This window comes from Paraburkholderia unamae (assembly GCF_003096875.1).
In the GTDB taxonomy this organism is placed as follows: Bacteria; Pseudomonadota; Gammaproteobacteria; order Burkholderiales; family Burkholderiaceae; genus Paraburkholderia; species Paraburkholderia unamae.
In genome coordinates this window covers 195944-217043 of record NZ_QEOB01000002.1, presented here as the reverse complement: position 1 = coordinate 217043, position 21100 = coordinate 195944, and the positions used below count along the sequence as shown (strand labels likewise).

Below are 21100 nucleotides of genomic sequence, written 5' to 3'. Positions count from 1 at the left end.
ACGGACGTGTGTCCTAAGCGATCACGCCGTTTGCGAATGCCAGCCGGCGCGGTGGAACGCCGTGGCGAAGAACAGCACCTGGTAGCGTATCGAATTCGACCAGTACGACCATGTATGGCCGCCCGGACGTTCCGCATAATCGTGCGGCACGCCGAGTTCGACCAGCTTTTCATGGAGCGCGCGGTTGGACTGCACGAAAAAGTCGCTCACGCCACAGTCGATGGTGAGCGCGATATGCGCATGCTCGAAGTCCTGCGCGCTATCCACGATGGCGTTGTTGTTCCACACCGACGCGTGGCGCGTGGGATCGCCGAAAACGTGGGCGATGCCGGGCTCGTCCTCGCAGTTGCGCGGATCGACCGCGCCGCTGATGCTGCCCGCCGCGCCGAACGTATCGCGCCGGTCGAGCGCGATGCGCAGCGCGCCGAAACCACCCATGCTCAAGCCCGTGATCGCGCGCGCCTCGCGCGTGGCGATAGTGCGGAAATGCGTGTCCACATACGACACGACCTCGCTGCCCACATAGGTTTCGTAACGGCTGCGCGGGTCGAACGGGCTGTCGATGTACCAGCTCTCGTGGCCGCCGTCCGGCATCACGAGCATCACGTGATAGCGGTCGGCAAGCTTGCCGATCTGGGTGTTGGAGGTCCAGTCGGCATAACTGCCGCCCGAGCCGTGCAGCACGTAGATCACCGGAAAGCGCGCGGCGTGGTTGCCGTGCGCGTAGTCGTCGGGCAACACGACGGTCGCGTCGAACGAGCGCTGCATCGCGGCGCTCGGGATCGAGACGATACGCGTCTGGTACGCCCAGACGGGAGCACTGAGAAGCAGCGCCAGAACGAGCCAGCACGCGCGGACGATTGCCATGAGAAGTCGCTCTTGTGTTGACTGCCACGAAAGAAAACGGCTTTCGGCGACTCTAGCAAGGACCACTTACAGCCATATTTCAGCGCGTCCGACGAAATGTCAGCAAACGCGGGGCAACCCACACACCGGCGCCAGGCGCCGCGTCTCAATCGCCGTTGCGCCGCCTGCGCCGCAGCCGCCCCTCCGGCTCGCCCTGATGGAGCAAACCTTTCTGCCGCGGCGTGAGCGGATCGCTCAGGCACGGCTCCGCGTCGAGTTCCCGCTCGAAGCGCTCCCACATGCCAGCAGGCGTATTCGCCGAGCCCACCCGCGTGCCGATCGTGAGCCGGATCTGGTTGGCGCGGCTGATGGTCGAGCGTAGCCGGTGAATCTCCCATAGCAGCCGCAGCACGACGGGCGAGGGATGCCGGTCGTAGATTTCAGCCAGTTCCGCCGCCGTGAGCGGAGGGAGGTGACGATGATCGCGTCCCATTTTCCGCCCCAAAACACTGTATATCCATACAGCCTATCACATGTCAGAATGATTCTGAAGGACGGGACGGAGAGACGACCATGTGCACGAACTACGCCGCAGCGCGCCGCGACTACCTTTTCAGGCATTACGGCGTGACGCCGCCGGACGACCCCTGGCGCGACGAGATCTACAAGGACTACGCCGCGCCGGTGATCCGCCGCGCGAGCGCCGCGCCCGACGAACGCGAAGCGTTGCTGGCGACCTTCGGCATGGTGCCGCGCAAGCACATTCCGCCCGGCGTGAAGGTGTTCGACACGATGAACGCGCGCGCCGAATCCGTGGGCGGGAAGCGCAGTTTCAGCGGCGCGTGGAAGAAATTGCAGTTGTGCCTGATTCCGTGCGCGGCCTTCTTCGAACCGGACTACGAAACCGGCAAGGCCGTGCGCTGGCGTATCGCGCTCGCCGGCGGCGCACCGTTCGCCATCGCGGGCTTATGGCGCGAATGGGACGAAGGCGAGGCCGGCCGGTCGTACTCGTTCACGATGCTCACGGTCAACGCGAGCGATCACCCGCTCATGCAGCGCTTTCACAAGCCCGGCGACGAAAAACGCTCGGTGGTGATCGTGCCGCCGGCGGAATACGAGAGCTGGCTCGCGAGCCGGTCGACGGACGAGGCGCGGACGTTTCTGAATCTTTATCCGGCGCAGGCCATGGTGGCCGAGCCCGCGCCGTTGCCGTCGCGCGCAACGCCCAGGCAGAATACGGATGCTTCACAACAAAACGACCCGGCATAGCCGGGTCGCTTCGCACTCCATGGCAAATGAACGCTAACCGACTTCAGAAGTTGAAGTTGTCGATATTCGAGGCGTCGAACGTCGTGGGCGGCCCGAGAATCACTTCGCCGCTCTTGCCGATCGTGCGCTTGCCCAGCTTGCCCGCCTCGAAGGACTCGCCCTCCTTGCCCGTGATCGTGCCCGAGGCGAGATTGGCCGCCGCATACGCGGCCAGATAACCGAGCGCACCCGGATCCCAAAGCTGGAACGCCTTCACCGTGCCGTTCTTCACGAAGGCGCGCATCTGGTTAGGCGTGCCGAGCCCCGTCACGACCACCTTGCCCTTGCTCGGCGACGACGAGATATAGCGCGCCGCCGCCGCAATGCCGACCGATGTGGGCGCAACGATCGCCTTCAGGTTCGGATACGCCTGAAGCAAGCCCTGCGTCTCGACGAACGACTTCTGGTCGTCGTCGTTGCCGTAAGCGATCTTCACGAGCTTCATCTTCGAATACTCGGGCTTCTTCAGCTCGTCCTGCATCCACTTGATCCAGGTGTTCTGGTTCGTCGCGTTGGGCGTAGCCGAAAGAATCGCGAACTCGCCCTCGCCGCCCATGAGCTTCGAAACGAGCTGGATCTGGCCGCGCCCGATGCTCTCCGCGTTCGCCTGGTTCACGAAAATCTGCCGCCCCTCGGGCGCGGTGTCCGAGTCGAACGTGACGACCTTGATGCCCTGGTCCATCGCGCGCTTCAAATACGGCACGAGCGCGTTCGCGTCGTTGGCCGCGATCACGATCGCGTCCTGGTGCTGCGTGGTGAGCGTATTGATGTACGAGACCTGCGAGGACGCGCCCGCGTCCGAGGGGCCCACCGCCTTGCCTTCGCCCTTGAACTCCTTGATCGCTTCCAGGCCGCCGTTATCGGCGATCACCTCATAAGGGTTGTTGATCTGCTTGGGCACGAAGGCGATCTTCAGCCCCTCCTTGATACCGGCCGCATGCGCCGCGACACCGCCGCCCACCAGCATCGCGCACAGCAACGCCGTGCACACGTGACGTACTGGCTTTCTCATGAATCGTCTCCTCGATGGATACCGGACGTGTCCGGTTGATTGACTGCCTGCTTGCTTGCGTCTTCTTGCGTCTTCCCTCGTCCTCTGGCGTCTGCTTTCGCCTGACTGCCCACCACCTGCATGCCTGCCTTCACGCCGCCCGCGCGAGCGCGCGACGGTCGCGCAGCGTGCGCCAGCGCGCCGCGAGATTCGGAATCAGCACCGAAGCGAGCAGCAGCGCGCCGGTCACGATCGTGAGCGTCTCGCTCGAAACGTCGACGAGCGTGAGCGCATTCTTCAGCACGCCGACAATCAGGAGCGAGAGCAGCACGCCATACATCGAGCCGCGTCCGCCGAAAATGCTCACGCCGCCGAACAGCACCGCCGCGATCACCGAAAGCTCGAAGCCTTCGCCGTTGTCGCCGCGTGCGCTCGTGAATCGCAGCGTGTAGACGATGCCCGCGAGCGCGCTCATCACACCCGACAACACGAACAGGCGCAGCTTGATCTTCGGCACGTCGATGCCCGAGAACGCGGCGGCGGTGCTGTTCGCACCGATCGCGTAGAGGCCGCGCCCGAACGCCGTGGCTTGCAGGAGCACCGTGAACACGACGGCGCACGCGGCGACGATCAGGAACGGCAAGGGAATGAACGTGCTGCCCAGGTTGCTCATGCCAAAGAGCGTGTAGCCCGCCGGAAAGTCGGCAATCGCCTGATCGCCGAGCAGCACATAGGCCAGCCCTCGAAAGAGCGCGAGCGTGCCGATCGTCACGGCGAGCGAAGGCAAATTGAGCTTCACGATCACGAGACCGTTGAAGAGGCCCGCAAGACCGCCCGCCACGAGCACGAGCGCCATGGCGAGCGGCATCGGCAGGCCCATGTGCCAGAGCACGCCCAGCAACGCGCTCGAAGCGCCGAGCACGGAAGCCACCGAAAGGTCGATTTCGGCGGCGACGATGATGAGCGTCATCGGCAGCGCCATGAGCGCGACTTCAGTCAGGTCGGCGAGCACGTTGCTCAGGTTCGCGCCGGTGAGGAACACGGGCGAGAGCACACGCCCCACCACGAGCGAAGCAATGAGAATGACGACGAGCAGCGTTTCCCAACTGAGCGGCAAGCCGGGTTTGCGCGTGAGCAGCGCGGCGTCGGGTTTCGGTGCGGGCTTAGCCATGGTCGCGTTTCCTCATCATGCGCTTCGCCACGGAGCGGGCGAGCAATGTATCGGCGGCAATGGCGGCCACGATCAGCGCGCCCTGAATGGCCTGCTCCCAGAACGGCGAAACGTGCAGCACCACGAGCGCGATGCTGATCACGCCCAGCACGAGCGCGCCGAGCGTCGCGCCGAGTATCGTGCCCACGCCGCCCGTGATCGCGACGCTGCCCACCACGGCAGCGGCCACGACCTGGAGTTCGATGCCCTTCGCGGTGCTCGCATCCACGGTGCCGAAGCGCGAGAGCCACAACGCACCCGCGAAGCCCGCAATCGCGCCGCTGATCATGAAGCCCGTGGCGACACGACGTTCCACGTTGATGCCGGCAAGGCGGGCCGCCTCCGGGTTCGAGCCGATCGCGTAGTATTCGCGCCCCGGCCGGAACTGCTTGAGGTAGACCGATAGCGCGGCGAGCAGCACGAGCGCGATGAGCGCGAGCACCGGAATGCCGAGCATCGAGCCCGTGGCGAGGCGAGAAAACGCATCGGGCAGGCTCGTTGCGTTGATCTGGCCGCCATGCACCCACGCGTAATCCGCGCCGCGAAAAATATAGAGCGTGGAGAGCGTCGCGACGAGCGAAGGCACGCGCCCCACCGCCACGAGCAGCGCATTGATTGCGCCCGCAACGAGTCCGATGGCAAGTCCCGCGCCGAGCGCCACGATCACGGGCATATGCGGAAACGCGACATAGAGGCTGCCCACCGCGTAGGCGCTGATGCCGACCGTCGAGCCAACCGACAGGTCGATGTGCCGCATCAGGATCACGATCGTCATGCCCGCCGTGAGCAGGCTCACGATGGAGACGTTGAGCAGCACGTCGCGCAGGTTTTGCAGGTTGAGGAACTGCGGTCGCGCGAGCGCCGTGCCACCCACGATCAGCAGCAGGACCACGAAAAGCGTGGTCTCGCGGCTGCGGGCGATCGCTTCGGCGAGCGCGCCCGCGTTGCGCCGCTGCGTGCGCGGCTCGCCGCCGTGCAGCGGATGAGGAGAAGTCGAATGGCGCATCATGCCGCGTGCCCCAGGTGAATGTTGGTTTCGCCGAGCGCGGCGCTCATGATGCGTTCTTCGTTGGCGTCGGCGCGCGAGATGTCGGCGGTGATGCGGCCTTCGTGCATGACCAGCACGCGGTCGGCCATGCCGAGCACTTCGGGCAACTCGCTGGAGATCATCAGCACGGCCATGCCCTCTTTCACGAGTTCGGCGAGCGCGCCATAGACCTCCGCCTTCGCGCCCACGTCGATGCCGCGCGTCGGCTCGTCGATGATGAGCACCTTCGGCCCCGTGGCGAGCCATTTGCCCAGCACCACCTTCTGCTGGTTGCCGCCCGAGAGCGTGCCCACGGGCGCGTTCAGGTCGCTCGCTTTCAGGCGCAGGCGCGTGCCCCATTGCCCGGCAAGCCGCACCTCGCGCCCCGTCGAAATGAGGCCGAAGCGCACGAGCCGCCCGAGCACCGTGAGCGACGCATTGCGCGCAATGCTCAGTTCGAGCGCGAGACCTTGCTGACGGCGGTCTTCGGGCACGAGCGCGAGTCCCGCTTTCACGGCGGCGGCGGGCTTGCCGGTCGCGAGCGGCTTGCCCGCGATCTGCACTTGCCCCGCATCGCACGGGTCGATGCCGAAGATCGCGCGCGCCACTTCGCTGCGCCCCGCGCCCACGAGCCCCGCCAGCGCGACGATCTCGCCTGCCCGCACGTCGAATGAAATGTCCTTGAATACGCCGCGCCGCGTGAGTCCGCGCACGCGCAGCATCACCTCGCCTGGCTGCACGTCGGCCTTCGGATAGAAGGTGGCGAGGTCGCGTCCCACCATTTTCGCCACGATGTCCTGAGTCTTGAGCGTGGCCGTGGGCGCGTCGAACACCTTGGCGCCGTCGCGCATGATCGTCACGTGCTGCGTGAGCGCGAATACCTCTTCGAGCCGGTGCGTGATGAAGAGTATCGCCACGCCGCGATCGCGCAGCGTGCGCGCAATCGTGAAGAGGCGTTCGACCTCGGGCAGCGAAAGCGCGGCCGTGGGTTCGTCCATGATGAGCACGTTCGCGTTGAGCGAGAGCGCCTTCGCAATCTCGATCACCTGCTGGTCCGCAATCGAAAGACCGCGCACGAGCCGGCCCGCCTTCAGTTCGACGCCGAGCGATTCGAGCAGCGCGGCGACCTCGCGGTGCATCGTGTCGTAGTCGATGCGTCCGAAGCGGTCCACGGGCTGCCGCCCCATGTAGATGTTCTCCGCGATCGAGAGATCGAAGAACAGGGTGGGCTCCTGATAGATCACCGCAATGCCCGCGTCGCGCGCCTGCGCGGGCGTCGTGAACTGGCGCTCCACGCCGTCGATGCGCATGTCGCCGCCATCGGGCCGATGCACGCCCGCGAGTATCTTCACGAGCGTCGATTTGCCCGCGCCGTTTTCGCCGAGCAACGCGTGCACCTCGCCGGGCATGAGCCTCAGGCTGCCGTCGATGAGCGCGCGCACGCGCCCGAACGACTTGCTTGCGTTACGCAGTTCGAGCCTCGGCGTTTGCCCGGCTCCGACTTTCGCTTCTGCTTCCACGCCTGTCTCCATCGTTATCGTTGCGCGCACACTCAAATGCGGTAAATGCGCCCGGCGTTGCCGCGAAACAGCGCCGCCTGTTCGCTCTCGCTCGCGCCGCTCACGATCCGCGCATACGCATGCCAGAGCTGCGAATAGCCGCCGAACAACCGGTCCACCGGAAAGTTCGAGGCGAACATCGCGCGGTCCGCGCCGAATGCGTCGATCGTTTCGAGCACATAGGGGCGCAGGCTTTCCACGCTCCACGCGTGGTCGAACATCGCGAGCCCGCTGATCTTCACGGCCACGTTCGGACATGCCGCAAGCGCGCGCAGCCCTTCTCGCCAGGCGCGGTAGCCGGCGACGCTGTCGCGATCGACGAACATGCCCGCGTGGTTGACCACGAGCTGAATGCCGGGATGCGCGCGTGCGAGCGCGGCAGCCTCTTGCATCTGCGAGGGATAAATCTGCAAGTCGAACGAGAGACCGTGCTGTTCCAGCCGCGCGAAGTGCTCACGCCACGTCGCCTCGCGCATGTAGTGCCGTCCCACATAGTCGTAGAGCGGGTTTTCGTGAACATTGAGAATCTGGCGAATGCCGCGCGTGCGGGCGAACGCGGCGTGCGCTTCGAGCACCGCGGCGGCATTGGGCGCGCTCAGGTCGCAGGCCGCGACGATCGCGTCGGGAAACGCGCGCGCCTCTCCCGCATTCGCGGCGTTGTCGGCAATCGACTCCAGCCAGCGCGTTTCCTCCACCGGATCCGCCGGATCGTGGTTCGCCTCGACGTGCACGACCTTGAGCACGTCGATGTCGCCGGCCTCGCGCAGCAGGTCGGCAGGCAGATAGTTGTGCGGGAACTCGCGTGCATCGCCCACGAATGACGTGCCGGGATTCGCGAGCCACGGGTAATGATGCGTATCGAGGTTCCAGAAATGAACGTGCGGATCGACGACCTGCATGACATGTTCCTCGCGTGTGCTCAAGGCAAGTGAAAGACCTGCACGAGTGGCTGCTGCAACGGCACGTTATGCGCGTCCGTCTGCATGATGTCGGCCATGAAATCCCACCATTTGCGCATGATGGGCAGATCGGGCAGCGCGTCCATCGTGTGGTCGTTGCGCCGTTCGAGCACGGCAAAGAGGTGATGGGTCGCTTCGTCGAGAAAAATGCGGTAGTCCTTCACACCCGCTTCGCGCAGCGCGCTCGCGAGTTCGGGCCAGATTTCGCGGTGACGCCGCTCGTATTCGTCCCGCTTGCCGGGATCGAGCTGCATGCGAAACGCCATTGTCTCCATGATCGTGTCTCCGTCCAGCCTTGTCTCATCGTGCGCTTGTGTGTTCCTGGCGCGCTTTGCCTGGGTGTTTGCCCTGGCCGCGCGGCACGCAACGACATGCGTTTTTTACGTGGTTAGCAGCGTTGTGATCCGACTATAATTCCCGCATCGATAGCCAACCAATCCGATGTTGGGATCGGGCGATACACAAACCGGATCGCTCCATGAATCATCAAACCGCCGTCGTCGCACTCGTCAACCGGCTTCGATTCAAGCACCTCGCCCTGCTCGTCGCGCTCGACGACGCGCGCAACGTCCATCAGGCCGCCGACGCCATCAACGTGGCCCAGCCCAGCGCGAGCCGCATGCTGAGCGACATCGAGGAAGCCTTCGGCTTCCGCCTTTTCGAGCGCAACGCGCGCGGCATGCAGCCCACCGCGCTCGGCGTCGTCACGCTCGCCTACGCCCGCCGCGCGCTGGCCGAACTCACGCGCTTTGCCGACGACCTCGACGTCAAGCGGCGCGGCGGTCACGGCCAGCTCACCGTGGGCGCGATCATGGGCGCCGCACCCGACCTGCTCGCGCAGGCCGTCGCCACGCTCAAGACCGAACGGCCGCTGCTGCACGTGCGCATCCTCGGTGAAACGAGCGACCAGGTCGTGCAATTGCTGCATCGCCGCGAGGTCGATCTCGCGCTCGGCCGCCTGACCACGCCGCTCCAGCACAACGACTTCAGTTTCGAGCCGCTCGCGCGCGAAACGCTCGTGCTCGTGGTCCGTGCGCGCCATCCGCTTGCGCGCCGCGAACAGGTCACGCTTGCCGAACTGATGGACTGGCCTTGGGTCGCGCAGCCCATTACGAGTCCCGCGCGCGAGCTGTTCGAAGGCGAACTGGCGCGCGCCGGTCTCGGCACGCCCGCCAATCTCACCGAATCGGCCTCGATTTTCGCCACGCTGCAACTGCTCGAAAGCTTCGACGCCGTGGCCATGCTGCCCGAGTCCGTTGTGCGCGACCACGTGCGCGGCAAGCTGCTCGTCGTGCTGCCGCTCGAAATCGGCAAGAGCCTGCCCGGCTTCGGCGTGCTCACGCGCAAGAACGAGCCGCTTGCCGAGCCCGCCGAGCATTTCGTCGGCTTGCTGCGACGTTTTTCGCAGCCGTTCAAGCAGGACGACGCCGCTCACGATGGCTCGCACACGGCCGCGCTCACGTCACACTGACACTTCGCATGGGCACCTCGCCGCGCGTTCATTGCAGGTTGACGAACAAGCCGCCGTCCACCAGCAACGCCGCGCCCGTGACATAGCGCGCGCGCTCGGAGGCGAGAAACACCACGCATTCGGCCACGTCTTCGGGCGCGCCCAGCCTGCCTAACGGAATGCGCTTTTCGAAGTACGCGCGCTTGCTTTCATCGCTCAGGTCCTCGGCGTTCAGGTCCGTGGCGATCGTGCCAGGCAGCACCGAATTGCAGCGTATGCCATAGGGCCCGAGCGCAATCGCGCACGACTGCATGAGCGAATGCACGCCGGCCTTCGTGGGCGTGTAGTGCGTCTGCATGCCGCCGCCCACCAGCGCGCTGATCGAACTCGTCGCCACGATCGCGCCGCCCGTGCCCTGCTCCTTCATTTGCCGCGCGACCGCCTGGGTCACGTAGAACGCGCCATTCAGGTTCACGCCGATCGTGCGTTCGAGCACGGCGGGCGGCATGTCCAGAAACGAATGGAACGGGCAGATGCCCGCATTGCTGGCGAGCACATCGACCTTGCCGAAGCGCTCCACCGTCTGTCGCACGAGGTCCACGCCCGTTTGCGGCGCGGCGACGTTGCCTTCCAGCGCGATGGCGCGGCGCCCGAGCCGCTCGATTTCGCCCAGCACCTCGTCGATCGCCGAGCGGCGGCCGTACGACGCGTCGTTGTCGCCCCAGTAGTTGATCGCGACGTCGGCGCCCTCGCGGGCGCTCGCAATCGCAATGGCGCGGCCAATGCCGCGCGAACCGCCGGTGACGATCACCACCTTGTCCTTGAGCAGCACGTGTCTCTCCTCTTTACCGTCGATTCGTGTCCAACGCGCGATCAGTGCGTGTAAGGCCGGGAAAGTTTGCAGTCCGGATTGAGCCGCACGCCGAAGCCCGGCGCGTCCGGCACCCTGAGCCGCCCTTTCACCGGCACCGGCTCGTCGAGCAGCAACGGCGTGAACATCGGCACCACTTTGTCGGCCTTGGGCGCCATCATGAGGAACTCGGCGAACGGCGAGTTATGGCGCGTGACGACGAAGTGGTAGCTGTACACCGAGGAGCCGTGCGGCACCACGAGCACGTTATGGGCGTCGGCGAGCGCCGAGATCTTGATGAGTTCCGTCATGCCGCCGCACCAGTTCACGTCGGGCTGGATCAGGTCGCAACACCCCATTTCCAGCAGCATGCGAAAGCCCCAGCGCGTGGCCTCGTGCTCGCCCGTGGAGACCATCATGCCGCGCGGCACGTTGCGGCGCAGTTCGGCGTAGCCCCAGTAGTCGTCGGGCGGCAGGCATTCCTCGATCCACTTGAGGCCGTATTCGTTGGCGGCCTGCGCGAGGCGCGTGGCGTAGCGCACGTCGAGACTCATCCAGCAGTCGTACATGAGCCAGAAGTCGTCGCCCACGCGCTCGCGCATCGTGGCGAGCAGCTCGATGTTCTTTCTGAGCCCCTCCTCGCCTTCGGCGGGACCATGCCGCAAGGGCAGCTTGCCGCCGATAAAGCCCATCTCCTTCGCGAGGTCGGGGCGCGCGCCGGTCGCGTAGAACATCAACTCGTCGCGCACTGGGCCGCCCAGCAACTGATACACGGGCTCCTTGCGGATCTGCCCGAGCAAGTCCCACAACGCGAGATCGACGCCCGAGATGGTGTTGAGCACGACGCCCTTGCGGCCATAGTAGAGCGTGGCGTAGTACATCTGATCCCACATCTTCTCGATGTCGGTCACGCGCTGCCCTTCTAGAAAACGCGCGAGATGCTTCTCGACGATGAACGCGCCGATCTCGCCTCCCGTGGTCACGGCAAAACCCACGGTGCCGTCGCTCGCCTCCACTTCCACCACGAGCGTGCCGAGCACGTCGATGCCGAACGAGCGGCGGCTCTGACGATACTCGGGATAACGCGCCATCGGCGTGGAAATATGATCGTCGATCCAGTGGCCGTCGGGCTGATCGTGATAGTCGGCGCCGCCGCCGCGCACGGTGAAGGCTCGCACGTGTTTGATGGTTGGCATGGCCATGTGACGTAGCTCCTTGGAGTGGATTAGCGCGCGCGCCGCACGGGCGGCTCGAACGAGCGGGCCGCGGGCGTAACGGCGCGCGGCGCGACGATAAGAATGAGCAGCGCGGCGGCAAGGCTCGCGAGCCCGAGCAACTGAAGGCCCGCCGCGTGCGAAGCGAAACTGCGATCGGCGGCGGCGCGCAGCATGGGCGCGATGAAACCGCCCAGGCCGCCCAGCGAATTGATGAGCGCAATGCCGCTGGCCGAGGCCGCGCCCGCGAGGTCGCGCGCCGGGAAGGTCCAGAACAGCGGCTGCGCCGCGATGAAGCCGCTTGCGGCGCAGCACAGGCCGAGCATCGCGACAAACGCGCCAGTCGTGCCGCCCAGGCTCCCCGCCATGCCCGAAACCGCAATGCCCACGCCCGACATCACGAGCAACCGCACGGCCCAGGCGCGATGGCCGCCCAGGCGGTCCACACGGCGCGGCACGATCCAGGTGAGCACCACGGCGCACAGCCAGGGCACGGCCGCGATCAAGCCCACCTTCAGGCCCACCGAAGCGCCCACGAGCGAGGCCACCTGCTGCGGCAAGAAGAAGATCACGCCGTACACGCTCATCTGGATCAGCGCATAGATTCCGGCATACGCGAGCACGCGGCGGTCGAACAACGCGGCGAGCGCGTCGCGCGGACCGTGCGCGGCGGCCTCACGCGCATCGAGCTTGATGGCCGCGGCAAGCGCGCGGCGCTCGTCGGCTTGCAGCCAGCGCGCGTCCTCGGGTTTGTCGACGAGATACCAGTAAGCCCATACACCCACGGCCGAGGCGAGGCCGCCTTCCACCAGAAAGAGCCACTTCCAGCCCGCCAGCCCCAAGGTGCCGTGCATATCGATCAGAAGTCCTGACAACGGGCCGCCGAAGATGAACGCAAGCGGCGCGCCGAAATAGAACACACCGATGGCCCGAGCGCGCGAGGACTGCGGAAACCACTGCGTGAGGTAATAGATGATGCCGGGAAAGAAACCCGCCTCGGCCACGCCCAGCAGGAAACGCAGCACATAGAACGAAGTGGGCGACTGCACCCACGCCATCGCCGCGGAAATCAAGCCCCACGTGACCATGATCCGGCACATCCAGATGCGCGCGCCCACGCGATGCAGCGCGAGATTGCTGGGCACTTCGAAAAGCGCGTAGCCGACGAAGAACACGCCCGCGCCGAACGCGAACGACGCATCGGATAGGCCGGTATCGTGTTGCAGCGCCTTTTGCGCGAAGCCGATGTTCGCGCGGTCGAGGAACGCGAGCACGTACATCAGCAGCAGGAAAGGCAGGAGGCGGCGCATGGCCTTGCGGCCTGCGGATTCCGCCAGCGTTTGTGGTTCTGTCAACATCGGTGTCTCCTTGCCGACGCTTTTCTCTTACCGCCGCGCCGTTATTGTGATTCGTGCGCGGCGTGCGGCCGCCGCGCGCGTGGGTACCACCCGCCTCAGTAGGTCGCGCGGCCGCCCGAGAGGTCGAACACCGCGCCCGTGCTGAACGCACAGTCTTCGGTCGACAGCCACACGATCATCGACGCCGCTTCATCGGGCATCAGGAAGCGGTTCATCGGGATCTTCGAGAGCATGTAGTCGATATGCTGCTGCAACATGGAGTCGAAAATCTCGGTCTTCGCGGCAGCCGGCGTCACGGCGTTGACGAGCACGCCCTTGGTCGCCAGCTCCTTGCCAAGCGACTTGGTCAATCCGATGAGCCCGGCCTTGGATGCACTGTAGTGCGAAGCATTCGGATTGCCTTCCTTGCCCGCAACCGAGGCAATATTGACGATGCGCCCATAGCCCTGCTCGATCATGTACGGCACCACGGCGCGGCAGGTGAGATAGCAGCCGATCAGGTTCACTTCGATCACGCGGCGCCATATGTCCACGGGCAACTCCCAGGTGAGGCCGTTGCCGCCCGTGATGCCCGCGCTGTTCACCAGTGCGTGGATCGCGCCGTGCGCATTCACGGTTTGCTGCGCGGCCGCCTCGACCGAAGCCGCGTCGGTCAGCTCGACCTTCACGGCCGACACGCTGCCAAGCTCCGACAACTCGGCGCGCGAGCGCTCCAGCCGCTCGGCGTCGATATCCCACAGCGAGACCGCCGCGCCCGAGCGCAGCGCGCGCTGCGCCACGGCATAGCCCAGGCCGCGTGCGCCGCCCGTGACGACCATCACGCGATTCTTCATGTCGAGCTGATTCATTGTGCCTGCCCTCCTTGTTCGGCCACCAGGCGTTGACGTTGTTCGCCGAGCCCGCTCACGGCAAGACGCATGGTCTGCCCGGCGCGCAGATACACCGGCTCGGGCTTCTGCCCCATGCCGACGCCGGGCGGCGTGCCCGTCGAAATCACGTCGCCGGGTTGCAGGCTCATGAACTGGCTGATATAGGAAACGAGCGTGGCCACGTCGAAGATCATCGTGCGCGTGTTGCCGTTCTGATAGCGCTTGCCGTCGACTTCGAGCCACATGTCGAGCGCCTGCGGGTCGGCGATCTCGTCGCGCGTGACGAGCCAGGGCCCGAGCGGTGCGAACGTGTCATAGCCTTTGCCCTTGTCCCACTGGCCGCCGCGCTCGATCTGCCACTCGCGCTCGGAAACGTCGTTGACCACGCAATAACCGGCCACGTGATCGAGTGCGCGCTCGCGCGAAACGTTGCGCGCAGGCTCGCCGATCACCACGCCAAGCTCCACTTCCCAGTCCACCTTTTTCGCACCGGGCGCAATGAGTACGTCGTCATCGGGACCGGTGATCGCGCTCGTGGCCTTGAGGAACAACACCGGCTCCTTCGGCACGGGCATGTTCGATTCGGCGGCGTGATCGGAATAGTTCAGACCCACGCAGACGATCTTGCCCACGCCGCCCACGCAGGGGCCCAGGCGCGTGCCGGCGGGCACGAGCGGCAAGGCGGCGAGATCGAGCGCGGCAAGCTCGCGCAGCGCGGCGGCGCCGAGACCCTTGCCCGCCACGTCCGGCACGACGCTCGACAGGTCACGCACGCGCCCCTCGCCGTCGATCACACCCGGCTTTTCGGCTCCCTTACTGCCCCAACGGACCAGCTTCATGCGGCGTCTCCAGTGATTGGTGTAAGCGTTGCAGCCAATATAGGTGCGCCGCGATAGCCGAACAATCCGAAAGCCGCATGGGGCGATAGCGAAACCGGATCGCGCCCTTTACCCGTAAGCACGACGGCGCGCGCCAGAAAAGCAAAAACCCGCGAACGCCTGGGCGTTCGCGGGTTTTGTGCATCGCAACGCGCCTGTCAGCCAGGCGCGAAGGCTAAAGCCATCAGCTCATCGTGTGCAAATAGTGGTACAGCCCGGCCGCCGCCGCGCCGCCTGCCAGCGGCCCGAGCACCGGAATCCAGGCGTAGCGCCAGTCGCTGTCGCGCTTGCCCGGAATCGGCAGCAGCGCGTGCATGATGCGCGGCGAGAGATCGCGCGCCGGGCTCATGGCGTAGCCCGTCGGGCCGCCCAGCGAAATGCCGATACCCAGCACGAGCAGGCCCACGGGCAGCGCGTCGAGCGCGCCGAGCCCCACCTGCGGCGCGGCCAGATACAGCACGCCGAGAATCAGCACGAAGGTGCAGATCGCTTCGGTCAGCACGTTGTGCTTGACGCTGCGAATGGCGGGCGCCGTGCAGAACACCGCGAGCTTGAGGTCGGGGTCGGCCTCCTTCGCGAAGTGCTGGCGATACGCAAGCCACACGAGCAGCGCGCCGGCCATGCCGCCGAGCATCTGCGCGGCGACATAGCCGCCCACCTTCGACCACGCGAACTTGCCCGCCAGCGCGAGGCTGATCGTCACGATCGGGTTGAGGTGCGCGCCGCTGAACGAGGCGGTCACGTAGACCGCCACGAACACGGCCATGGCCCAGCCCATCACGATGACGATGAGGTCGGCGCCCTTGCCTTTCGTTTTCGCCAGCAGCACGTTGGCCACGGCGCCGTTGCCGAGCAGCACGAGAATGGCCGTGCCGATAAATTCCGCAATATAGGGTGACATGATTGTCTGGTTGTCTCTCTATGCCCGCGCGGCGCACGCTGTGCGTGTGCGCCGTTCACGGGTTATGTTAGTTCGTTATGCTTATTTTTTTGAAACGGGCGCGCGCCGCTCAGTGCGAGTCGTCGGCCCAGGCCTTGGCCGCGCGCACCGCGCGCTGCCAGCCCGCACGGCAGGCGTCGACCTGCGCGGACGGCATCGACGGAGCAAAGCGCCGGTCGAGCTTCCACTGGCTTTGCAGCTCGCCCACGTTTTGCCAGTAGCCGGTCGCGAGGCCCGCAAGATAAGCCGCGCCGAGCGCCGTGGTTTCGGTGATGCGCGGGCGCACCGCGTCCACGCCGAGCAGGTCGGCCTGGAACTGCATGAGCAGGTTGTTCGCGCTCGCGCCGCCGTCCACGCGCAACTCGCCCACGCTGATGCCCGAATCCGCCTCCATTGCCGCGAGCACGTCGAGCGACTGGTAGGCGATCGAATCGAGCGCCGCGCGCGCGAGGTGCGCCGATGTCGTGCCGCGCGTCACGCCGAACAGCGTGCCGCGCGCATGCGCGTTCCAGTGCGGCGCGCCGAGACCCGCGAAGGCCGGCACGAGATAGACGCCGTCGGTATGCGGCACGCTCGCGGCGAGCGCTTCGATTTCCGGCGCGCTCTTGATGATGCCCATGCCGTCGCGCAGCCACTGCACGACTGCGCCCGCGATAAAGATGCTGCCTTCGAGCGCGTAATTGACCTCGTCGCCGATCTGCCAGGCGATCGTGGTCACGAGGTTGTTCTTCGACTCGATGGGCTTCGTGCCCGTGTTCATCATCAGGAAGCAGCCCGTGCCATAGGTGTTCTTCACCATGCCCGTGCTCGTGCACATCTGGCCGAACATCGCCGCCTGCTGATCGCCCGCGATGCCTGCCAGCGGAATTTTCGAGGCGAACACCGTGGTCTTGGTCGGACCGTAAATTTCGGACGACGAACGGACTTCGGGCAGCATGCTGCGCGGAATTTCGAGCGCGTCGAGCAACTCGTCGTCCCATTGGCGCGTGTGGATATTGAACAGCATGGTGCGCGACGCGTTCGTCACGTCGGTCACGTGCAGCTCGTGCTTCGTGAAGTTCCACACGAGCCAGCTGTCGACGGTGCCGAACGCGAGCTTGCCCTGACGCGCCTTTTCGCGCGCGCCCGGCACGTTGTCGAGAATCCAGCGGATCTTGGTGCCCGAGAAGTACGAATCGATCGGCAAGCCGGTCCTCGCACGCACCTTCTCTTCGAGGCCGCGCTCCTTGAGCGAGTCGCAGAAGTCGGCCGTGCGGCGGTCCTGCCACACGATTGCGTTATAGATGGGGTGTCCCGTCTCGCGGTCCCAGACGATGGTCGTTTCGCGCTGGTTCGTGATGCCGATCGCGGCGATATTGGTGCCGTTCAGGCCCGCGCGCGTGACGGCCTCGGCGGCCACGCCGGCCTGCGTCGACCAGATTTCCTGCGGATCGTGCTCGACCCAGCCCGGCTGCGGATAAATCTGCTCGAACTCCTTCTGGGCCGTCGAAACGATGTTGCCCTGGCGGTCGAATAGCATGGCGCGCGAGCTCGTGGTGCCCTGGTCGAGCGCGAGGATGTACTGTTCCTGCATGTCTCTCATCTCCATCCGTACGTAGTTGTGATATCGCGCCGCATGAAGCGGCACGTGGTGGGTACGTCAAAGCGGCGAACTTCAGTGCTGCGCGGTCGCCTTCGCGCTTGCCGCGGCAAACCAGCCGTCGATGGCGGCAGCCACGCCGTTCAGCGTGCCCGGCACCACATGCAGGCCGAGCTTCGAGCGGCGCCACAGCACGTCTTCGGCGCGCGTGGCCCATTCGGCGTCACGCAGATAGCGCAACTCGGCTTCGTAAATGCCCGGCGCCACTGGCGCGCCGAGATCGGAAAGCGATTGCGCCGCGCCAACCAGGCGCTCGGCGCGCGTGCCGTATGCGCGCGCGTAGCGGCGCGCAAGCGCGGCAGGCAGCCAGGCGTGGCGCTTCGCGAAGCTTTGCGCGAAGGGCTCGAAACGCGCCTGAGCGATGTCGCCGCCCGGCAGCGGTGCACCCGCCGTCCACGAGGGCGCCGCATGGCCGAGCGCGCCGCACAGCATGTCCGACGCTTCTTCCGCGAGCTTGCGAAAGGTCGTGATCTTGCCACCAAACACCGAAAGCAGCGGTGCGCCCGCCGTTTCGTCGAGTTCGAGCTTGTAGTCGCGCGTGACGGCGGACGCGTTGGCCGCGCCCTCCTCTTCGAGCAGCGGGCGCACGCCCGAGTAGGTCCATTGCACGTCGGCGGGCGAAATCTTGCGCTTGAAATAGCGGTTGATCGAGTCACACAGGTAGCGCGTTTCGTCGCCGTCGATCGACACCTTCGCGGGGTCGTTGCGGTACTCCACATCGGTCGTGCCGATCAGCGTGAAGTCGTGCTCGTACGGAATCGCGAAGATGATGCGTTTGTCCGGGTTCTGGAAGATGTACGCGTGATCGTGATCGAACAGGCGTTTCGTCACGATATGGCTGCCCTTCACGAGGCGCACGCTGTGCTGCGCTGCGCGCCCGAGCGCGCCGTGCAGCACCTCGCCCACCCACGGACCGGCCGCGTTGGCGACGGCGCGCGCGCGCACGTCGAAGGTGCTGCCGTCGGGGCGGCGCAGGATAGCTTGCCATTCGCCACGTTCGCCGCGCTCGCCGGCCGTGCGTCGCGCCGAAACGAGCTTCGTGCGCGTGAGGATCTGCGCGCCGCGCTCTTTCGCGTCGAGCGCGTTGAGCACAACGAGTCGCGCATCGTCCACCCAGCCGTCCGAATAGACGAAGCCGCGCCGGATCGAATCGATGAGCGGTGCGCCGGCCGCGTGGCGGCGCATGTCGATGCCGTGCGAGCCGGGCAGCAATTCGCGCCGGGCCAGATGATCGTAGAGGAACAGCCCGACGCGGATCAGCCACGCGGGACGCAGGTTCGGCATGTGCGGCATGACGAAGCGCAGCGGCCACATGATGTGGGGCGCCGCGCGCAGCAGCGTTTCGCGCTCCTGCAACGCTTTGCGCACGAGTCCGAACTCCCGGTACTCGAGATAGCGCAGGCCGCCGTGAATCAGCTTGGTGCTGGCCGACGAGGTATGCGAGGCGAGATCGTCCTGCTCGCAAAGGAGCACGGAAAGCCCGCGCCCGGCCGCGTCACGCGCGATGCCCGCGCCGTTGATCCCGCCGCCCACCACGAGCAGATCGTACCGGTTCTGTTGAGTCACCTGCTGTCCCTGGAAAAAGAAACGAACCTTGAAATGTTCGAATTCGAAATTTATCGAACATGAACGAAAAAGTAAAGGTTCGATTGGGCAAGCGGAGGGTGAAGGAAGGTGGGGCAGGTCCGGATTGATTTGTCGCTAAATTGAGGCCCGCTGAATTGGTGTATTACAGAATTAATATTTACTTTTTTATTTCTTATATCGTCTAATGTTGCCTTGATTTTAATTTTATTAGATTTTTTCACCCATCAAAGGCCAGCCACCTTCCTCTCAAGGTGCCACATCCTCGATGCGTGGGAGCGATCATTCGAACGGAGTTGTGCTTCGAAATCGAACATTCGCGAAACAGGAATGATGCTTTCGCTGGAGCGTCCGGGTCGGCGGACGGCAAATCCAGGCCGTGTCCCCCAAACTTCGGGTTGCCGCAGGGCACATCCAGGCCCGGGCTATGCGCGTCATCGGGGTCGACGCAGACAGATGGTGATTGGCGGCGCGCCCGCGCAGGGCCGCCGCCGGACCGCTATTCGGTCTGACCTGCCAGGAGCCGCACGATGCTTACCTTGCCGATCTTCCTCATCGCCTTTTTCGCGATTATTGTGGCCATGCACCGCGGCGTGACCCGCAAGGCCGACGCAAAGCTACGCGCGCAGTTCGACACGCAAGGCTCGGGCGGCGAGGCCCCGCGCCAGTTGATGCGCGGTTCCGGATATAACGTCTGACTTCCTGCGGGCGTCCGGAAGTCTGGACGATTGTTCGACGAAGAAGTGGCCGACCGCCAAAGCTTCTTCGCCCTTCCCCTTCAATCTGCCCGGCGCCACTCGTCGTCGATCGCCGCGAAAACCGGCGGGATGAAGTCGTGTGCCTCGAACGATACGGCGTGGTCGTCGTGCGGATATTCGGGAGCGTGCGGCGCTCGCAGCATGTCCACAATCCAGTCCGGATACCCTTCGTCCTCGAGCGATTCGAGGACTTCTTCCTCCATGGCATGAAGCAGATTCCAAGTCAGCACACCGGCTGAACGATAGTGCGCGACCACCGCGGGCGTCGTCATCTGAACCCACGCTTGCGCTGCCAAAAGATCTTCCATTGCTGTTCCTGTAACACGTGCCAACCACGATTCGTTTTCGCTGAATTTTCGCTGAAGTTCGTTGGCTGCACCGCCGGGACCATGCGGTAGAATACTGTGCAAATATACAGTATTCACCGACGCCAGCGCATTTTCGCCCGTGAGCCTCGCCCGTACCGCCAAAGTCATTTCAGCGTGACCATCCACCTACCGCGCCGAATTGCACATCTCGACATGGACGCGTTTTACGCGTCCGTGGAACTGCTGCGCTACCCAGAATTACGAGGGCAACCCGTCGTGATCGGCGGCGGACGCAATGCGGTGCCGGAGACTTTACCCGACGGCACGCGCCGCTTCGCCCGGCTGCGCGACTATGTGGGCCGGGGCGTGGTCACGACTTCCACTTACGAGGCGCGCGCCTTTGGCGTGTTCTCCGCAATGGGCATGATGAAGGCCGCGCAACTCGCACCCGACGCCATTCTCCTGCCCACGGATTTCGATTCGTACCGGCGCTATTCGCGACTCTTCAAGGATGCGGTTCACACGTTCACGGACCAGATCGAAGACCGGGGCATCGACGAGATATACATCGACCTCACGAACGTCGATGGTGAATCCGGCGAACTCGGAGCCCGGATCAAGGCGGCCGTGCACGAGGCGACCAATCTCACCTGCTCCATCGCCATCGCGCCAAACAAGCTGCTCGCGAAAATCGGCTCGGAGCTGGACAAGCCCAACGGTCTCACGCTGCTCACGATGGCCGACCTCGAGTCGCGCATCTGGCCGCTGCCGGCGAAGAAAGTGAACGGCATCGGGCCGCGTGCAAACGACCGCCTGGCAAGCATAGGCATCACAACGATCGGCGAGCTGGCCGCGGCGGACCTCGGGCTCTTGCAGGAGCACTTTGGGCGCACCTACGCTGCGTGGCTGGCCAGAATCGCGCAAGGGCTCGACGATCGCGCCGTGGTGGTGTCCTCGGAGCCGAAGTCCATGAGTCGCGAAACCACGTTCGAGCGCGACATGCATGTGGTCCGCGACCGCGCCACGCTCACGCCCGCGCTCACACGCCTTTGCGAAAGAGTCACCGAGGACCTTCACCGCAAAGGATATCGCGGCCGCACGGTAGGCCTGAAAATCAAGTTCGCCGACTTCAAGATCGTCACTCGCGACCTCTCGCTGCCCGAACCGGTGGCGGATGCAGCCGCAATTCGGCGAGCGGTTGGCGAATGCCTGAAGCGGGTCTCACTGGATCGGCGCATCCGTCTCATCGGTGTGCGCATTGGCTCGCTAGAGCGCGCCGCGGATGGCGTATCCGCGGCGGCGCCGACGCAAGGCGAACTGCCTTTCGATTACTAACGTCTGTCGATGCTTGC

21 protein-coding genes are annotated in these 21100 nt (G+C 65.2%); 4 read left to right on the top strand and 17 right to left on the bottom strand.

Annotated elements, in window-relative coordinates; genetic code table 11:
- Nucleotides 1–21 precede the first annotated feature (21 nt).
- Together C7402_RS04910 and C7402_RS04905 are read right to left on the bottom strand one after the other, a co-directional pair.
- On the bottom strand, nt 22–867 hold the full coding sequence (locus tag C7402_RS04910) for an alpha/beta hydrolase (protein ID WP_112169591.1): 846 nt from the start codon (nt 865–867) through the stop codon (nt 22–24).
- A gap of 145 nt (nt 868–1012) precedes the next feature.
- A complete protein-coding gene (locus tag C7402_RS04905) occupies nt 1013–1339 on the bottom strand; it encodes a hypothetical protein (RefSeq protein WP_112169592.1) in 327 nt (108 codons plus the stop codon).
- An 80-nt stretch (nt 1340–1419) separates the two neighbouring features.
- Between C7402_RS04905 and C7402_RS04900 the strand changes: the two genes are divergently transcribed.
- Nucleotides 1420–2115, top strand: a complete 696-nt coding sequence (locus C7402_RS04900; protein ID WP_116609803.1) for an SOS response-associated peptidase — start codon at nt 1420–1422, stop codon at nt 2113–2115.
- Between the two features lie 43 nt (nt 2116–2158).
- Here C7402_RS04900 and rhaS read toward each other — a convergent pair whose 3' ends face one another.
- The 6 genes from rhaS to rhaM all read right to left on the bottom strand — a co-directional run bounded on the left by rhaS (nt 2159) and on the right by rhaM (nt 8175).
- Nucleotides 2159–3166 (bottom strand): rhamnose ABC transporter substrate-binding protein, encoded by a 1008-nt coding sequence (gene rhaS / locus C7402_RS04895; protein WP_112169594.1) that lies wholly within the window; start codon nt 3164–3166, stop codon nt 2159–2161.
- 130 nt (nt 3167–3296) lie between these two features.
- Nucleotides 3297–4316 (bottom strand): ABC transporter permease, encoded by a 1020-nt coding sequence (locus C7402_RS04890; RefSeq protein WP_116609802.1) that lies wholly within the window; start codon nt 4314–4316, stop codon nt 3297–3299.
- Nucleotides 4309–5364 carry an ABC transporter permease gene (locus C7402_RS04885; RefSeq protein WP_112169596.1) on the bottom strand — a complete coding sequence of 352 codons (1056 nt, stop codon included), beginning with the start codon at nt 5362–5364 and terminating at the stop codon, nt 4309–4311. Before C7402_RS04885 ends, C7402_RS04890 begins: the two co-directional genes overlap by 8 nt.
- Complete coding sequence (locus C7402_RS04880; RefSeq protein ID WP_244314744.1) at nt 5361–6902, bottom strand: sugar ABC transporter ATP-binding protein; 1542 nt, start codon at nt 6900–6902, stop codon at nt 5361–5363. Before C7402_RS04880 ends, C7402_RS04885 begins: the two co-directional genes overlap by 4 nt.
- A gap of 32 nt (nt 6903–6934) precedes the next feature.
- On the bottom strand, nt 6935–7840 hold the full coding sequence (locus C7402_RS04875; RefSeq protein WP_116609800.1) for an amidohydrolase family protein: 906 nt from the start codon (nt 7838–7840) through the stop codon (nt 6935–6937).
- Between the two features lie 20 nt (nt 7841–7860).
- Nucleotides 7861–8175, bottom strand: a complete 315-nt coding sequence (rhaM, locus tag C7402_RS04870) for an L-rhamnose mutarotase (protein ID WP_116609799.1) — start codon at nt 8173–8175, stop codon at nt 7861–7863.
- 203 nt (nt 8176–8378) lie between these two features.
- Between rhaM and C7402_RS04865 the strand changes: the two genes are divergently transcribed.
- A complete protein-coding gene (locus C7402_RS04865; protein ID WP_116609798.1) occupies nt 8379–9371 on the top strand; it encodes a LysR family transcriptional regulator in 993 nt (330 codons plus the stop codon).
- Nucleotides 9372–9399: 28 nt separating this feature from the next.
- On the opposite strand, the gene lra1 is transcribed toward C7402_RS04865, so the two are convergent.
- From lra1 to glpD, 8 genes are all read right to left on the bottom strand, one after another.
- On the bottom strand, nt 9400–10182 hold the full coding sequence (lra1, locus tag C7402_RS04860; RefSeq protein WP_112169601.1) for an L-rhamnose 1-dehydrogenase Lra1: 783 nt from the start codon (nt 10180–10182) through the stop codon (nt 9400–9402).
- 41 nt (nt 10183–10223) lie between these two features.
- A complete protein-coding gene (gene rhmD / locus C7402_RS04855; RefSeq protein ID WP_116609797.1) occupies nt 10224–11402 on the bottom strand; it encodes an L-rhamnonate dehydratase in 1179 nt (392 codons plus the stop codon).
- Nucleotides 11403–11425: 23 nt separating this feature from the next.
- Nucleotides 11426–12772 carry an MFS transporter gene (locus C7402_RS04850; protein WP_116609796.1) on the bottom strand — a complete coding sequence of 449 codons (1347 nt, stop codon included), beginning with the start codon at nt 12770–12772 and terminating at the stop codon, nt 11426–11428.
- Nucleotides 12773–12867: 95 nt separating this feature from the next.
- Entirely contained in the window at nt 12868–13620 is a 753-nt protein-coding gene (locus C7402_RS04845) for an SDR family NAD(P)-dependent oxidoreductase (RefSeq protein ID WP_116609795.1), read from the bottom strand.
- A complete protein-coding gene (locus C7402_RS04840; protein WP_116609794.1) occupies nt 13617–14480 on the bottom strand; it encodes a fumarylacetoacetate hydrolase family protein in 864 nt (287 codons plus the stop codon). Before C7402_RS04840 ends, C7402_RS04845 begins: the two co-directional genes overlap by 4 nt.
- Nucleotides 14481–14703: 223 nt before the next feature.
- Nucleotides 14704–15420, bottom strand: a complete 717-nt coding sequence (locus tag C7402_RS04835; RefSeq protein WP_112169606.1) for an MIP/aquaporin family protein — start codon at nt 15418–15420, stop codon at nt 14704–14706.
- Nucleotides 15421–15529: 109 nt separating this feature from the next.
- Nucleotides 15530–17032, bottom strand: coding sequence for a glycerol kinase GlpK (glpK, locus tag C7402_RS04830; protein ID WP_165841784.1), 1503 nt, complete (start codon nt 17030–17032; stop codon nt 15530–15532).
- A gap of 81 nt (nt 17033–17113) precedes the next feature.
- A complete protein-coding gene (gene glpD, locus C7402_RS04825; RefSeq protein WP_116609793.1) occupies nt 17114–18664 on the bottom strand; it encodes a glycerol-3-phosphate dehydrogenase in 1551 nt (516 codons plus the stop codon).
- A gap of 548 nt (nt 18665–19212) precedes the next feature.
- Between glpD and C7402_RS46760 the strand changes: the two genes are divergently transcribed.
- Nucleotides 19213–19380 carry a hypothetical protein gene (locus C7402_RS46760; protein WP_165841783.1) on the top strand — a complete coding sequence of 56 codons (168 nt, stop codon included), beginning with the start codon at nt 19213–19215 and terminating at the stop codon, nt 19378–19380.
- 80 nt (nt 19381–19460) lie between these two features.
- On the opposite strand, the gene C7402_RS04820 is transcribed toward C7402_RS46760, so the two are convergent.
- Complete coding sequence (locus tag C7402_RS04820) at nt 19461–19748, bottom strand: DUF2471 family protein (RefSeq protein ID WP_112169609.1); 288 nt, start codon at nt 19746–19748, stop codon at nt 19461–19463.
- A 180-nt stretch (nt 19749–19928) separates the two neighbouring features.
- On the opposite strand from C7402_RS04820, the gene dinB reads away from it, so the two are divergent.
- On the top strand, nt 19929–21083 hold the full coding sequence (dinB, locus tag C7402_RS04815) for a DNA polymerase IV (RefSeq protein ID WP_112169788.1): 1155 nt from the start codon (nt 19929–19931) through the stop codon (nt 21081–21083).
- Nucleotides 21084–21100: the final 17 nt, after the last annotated feature.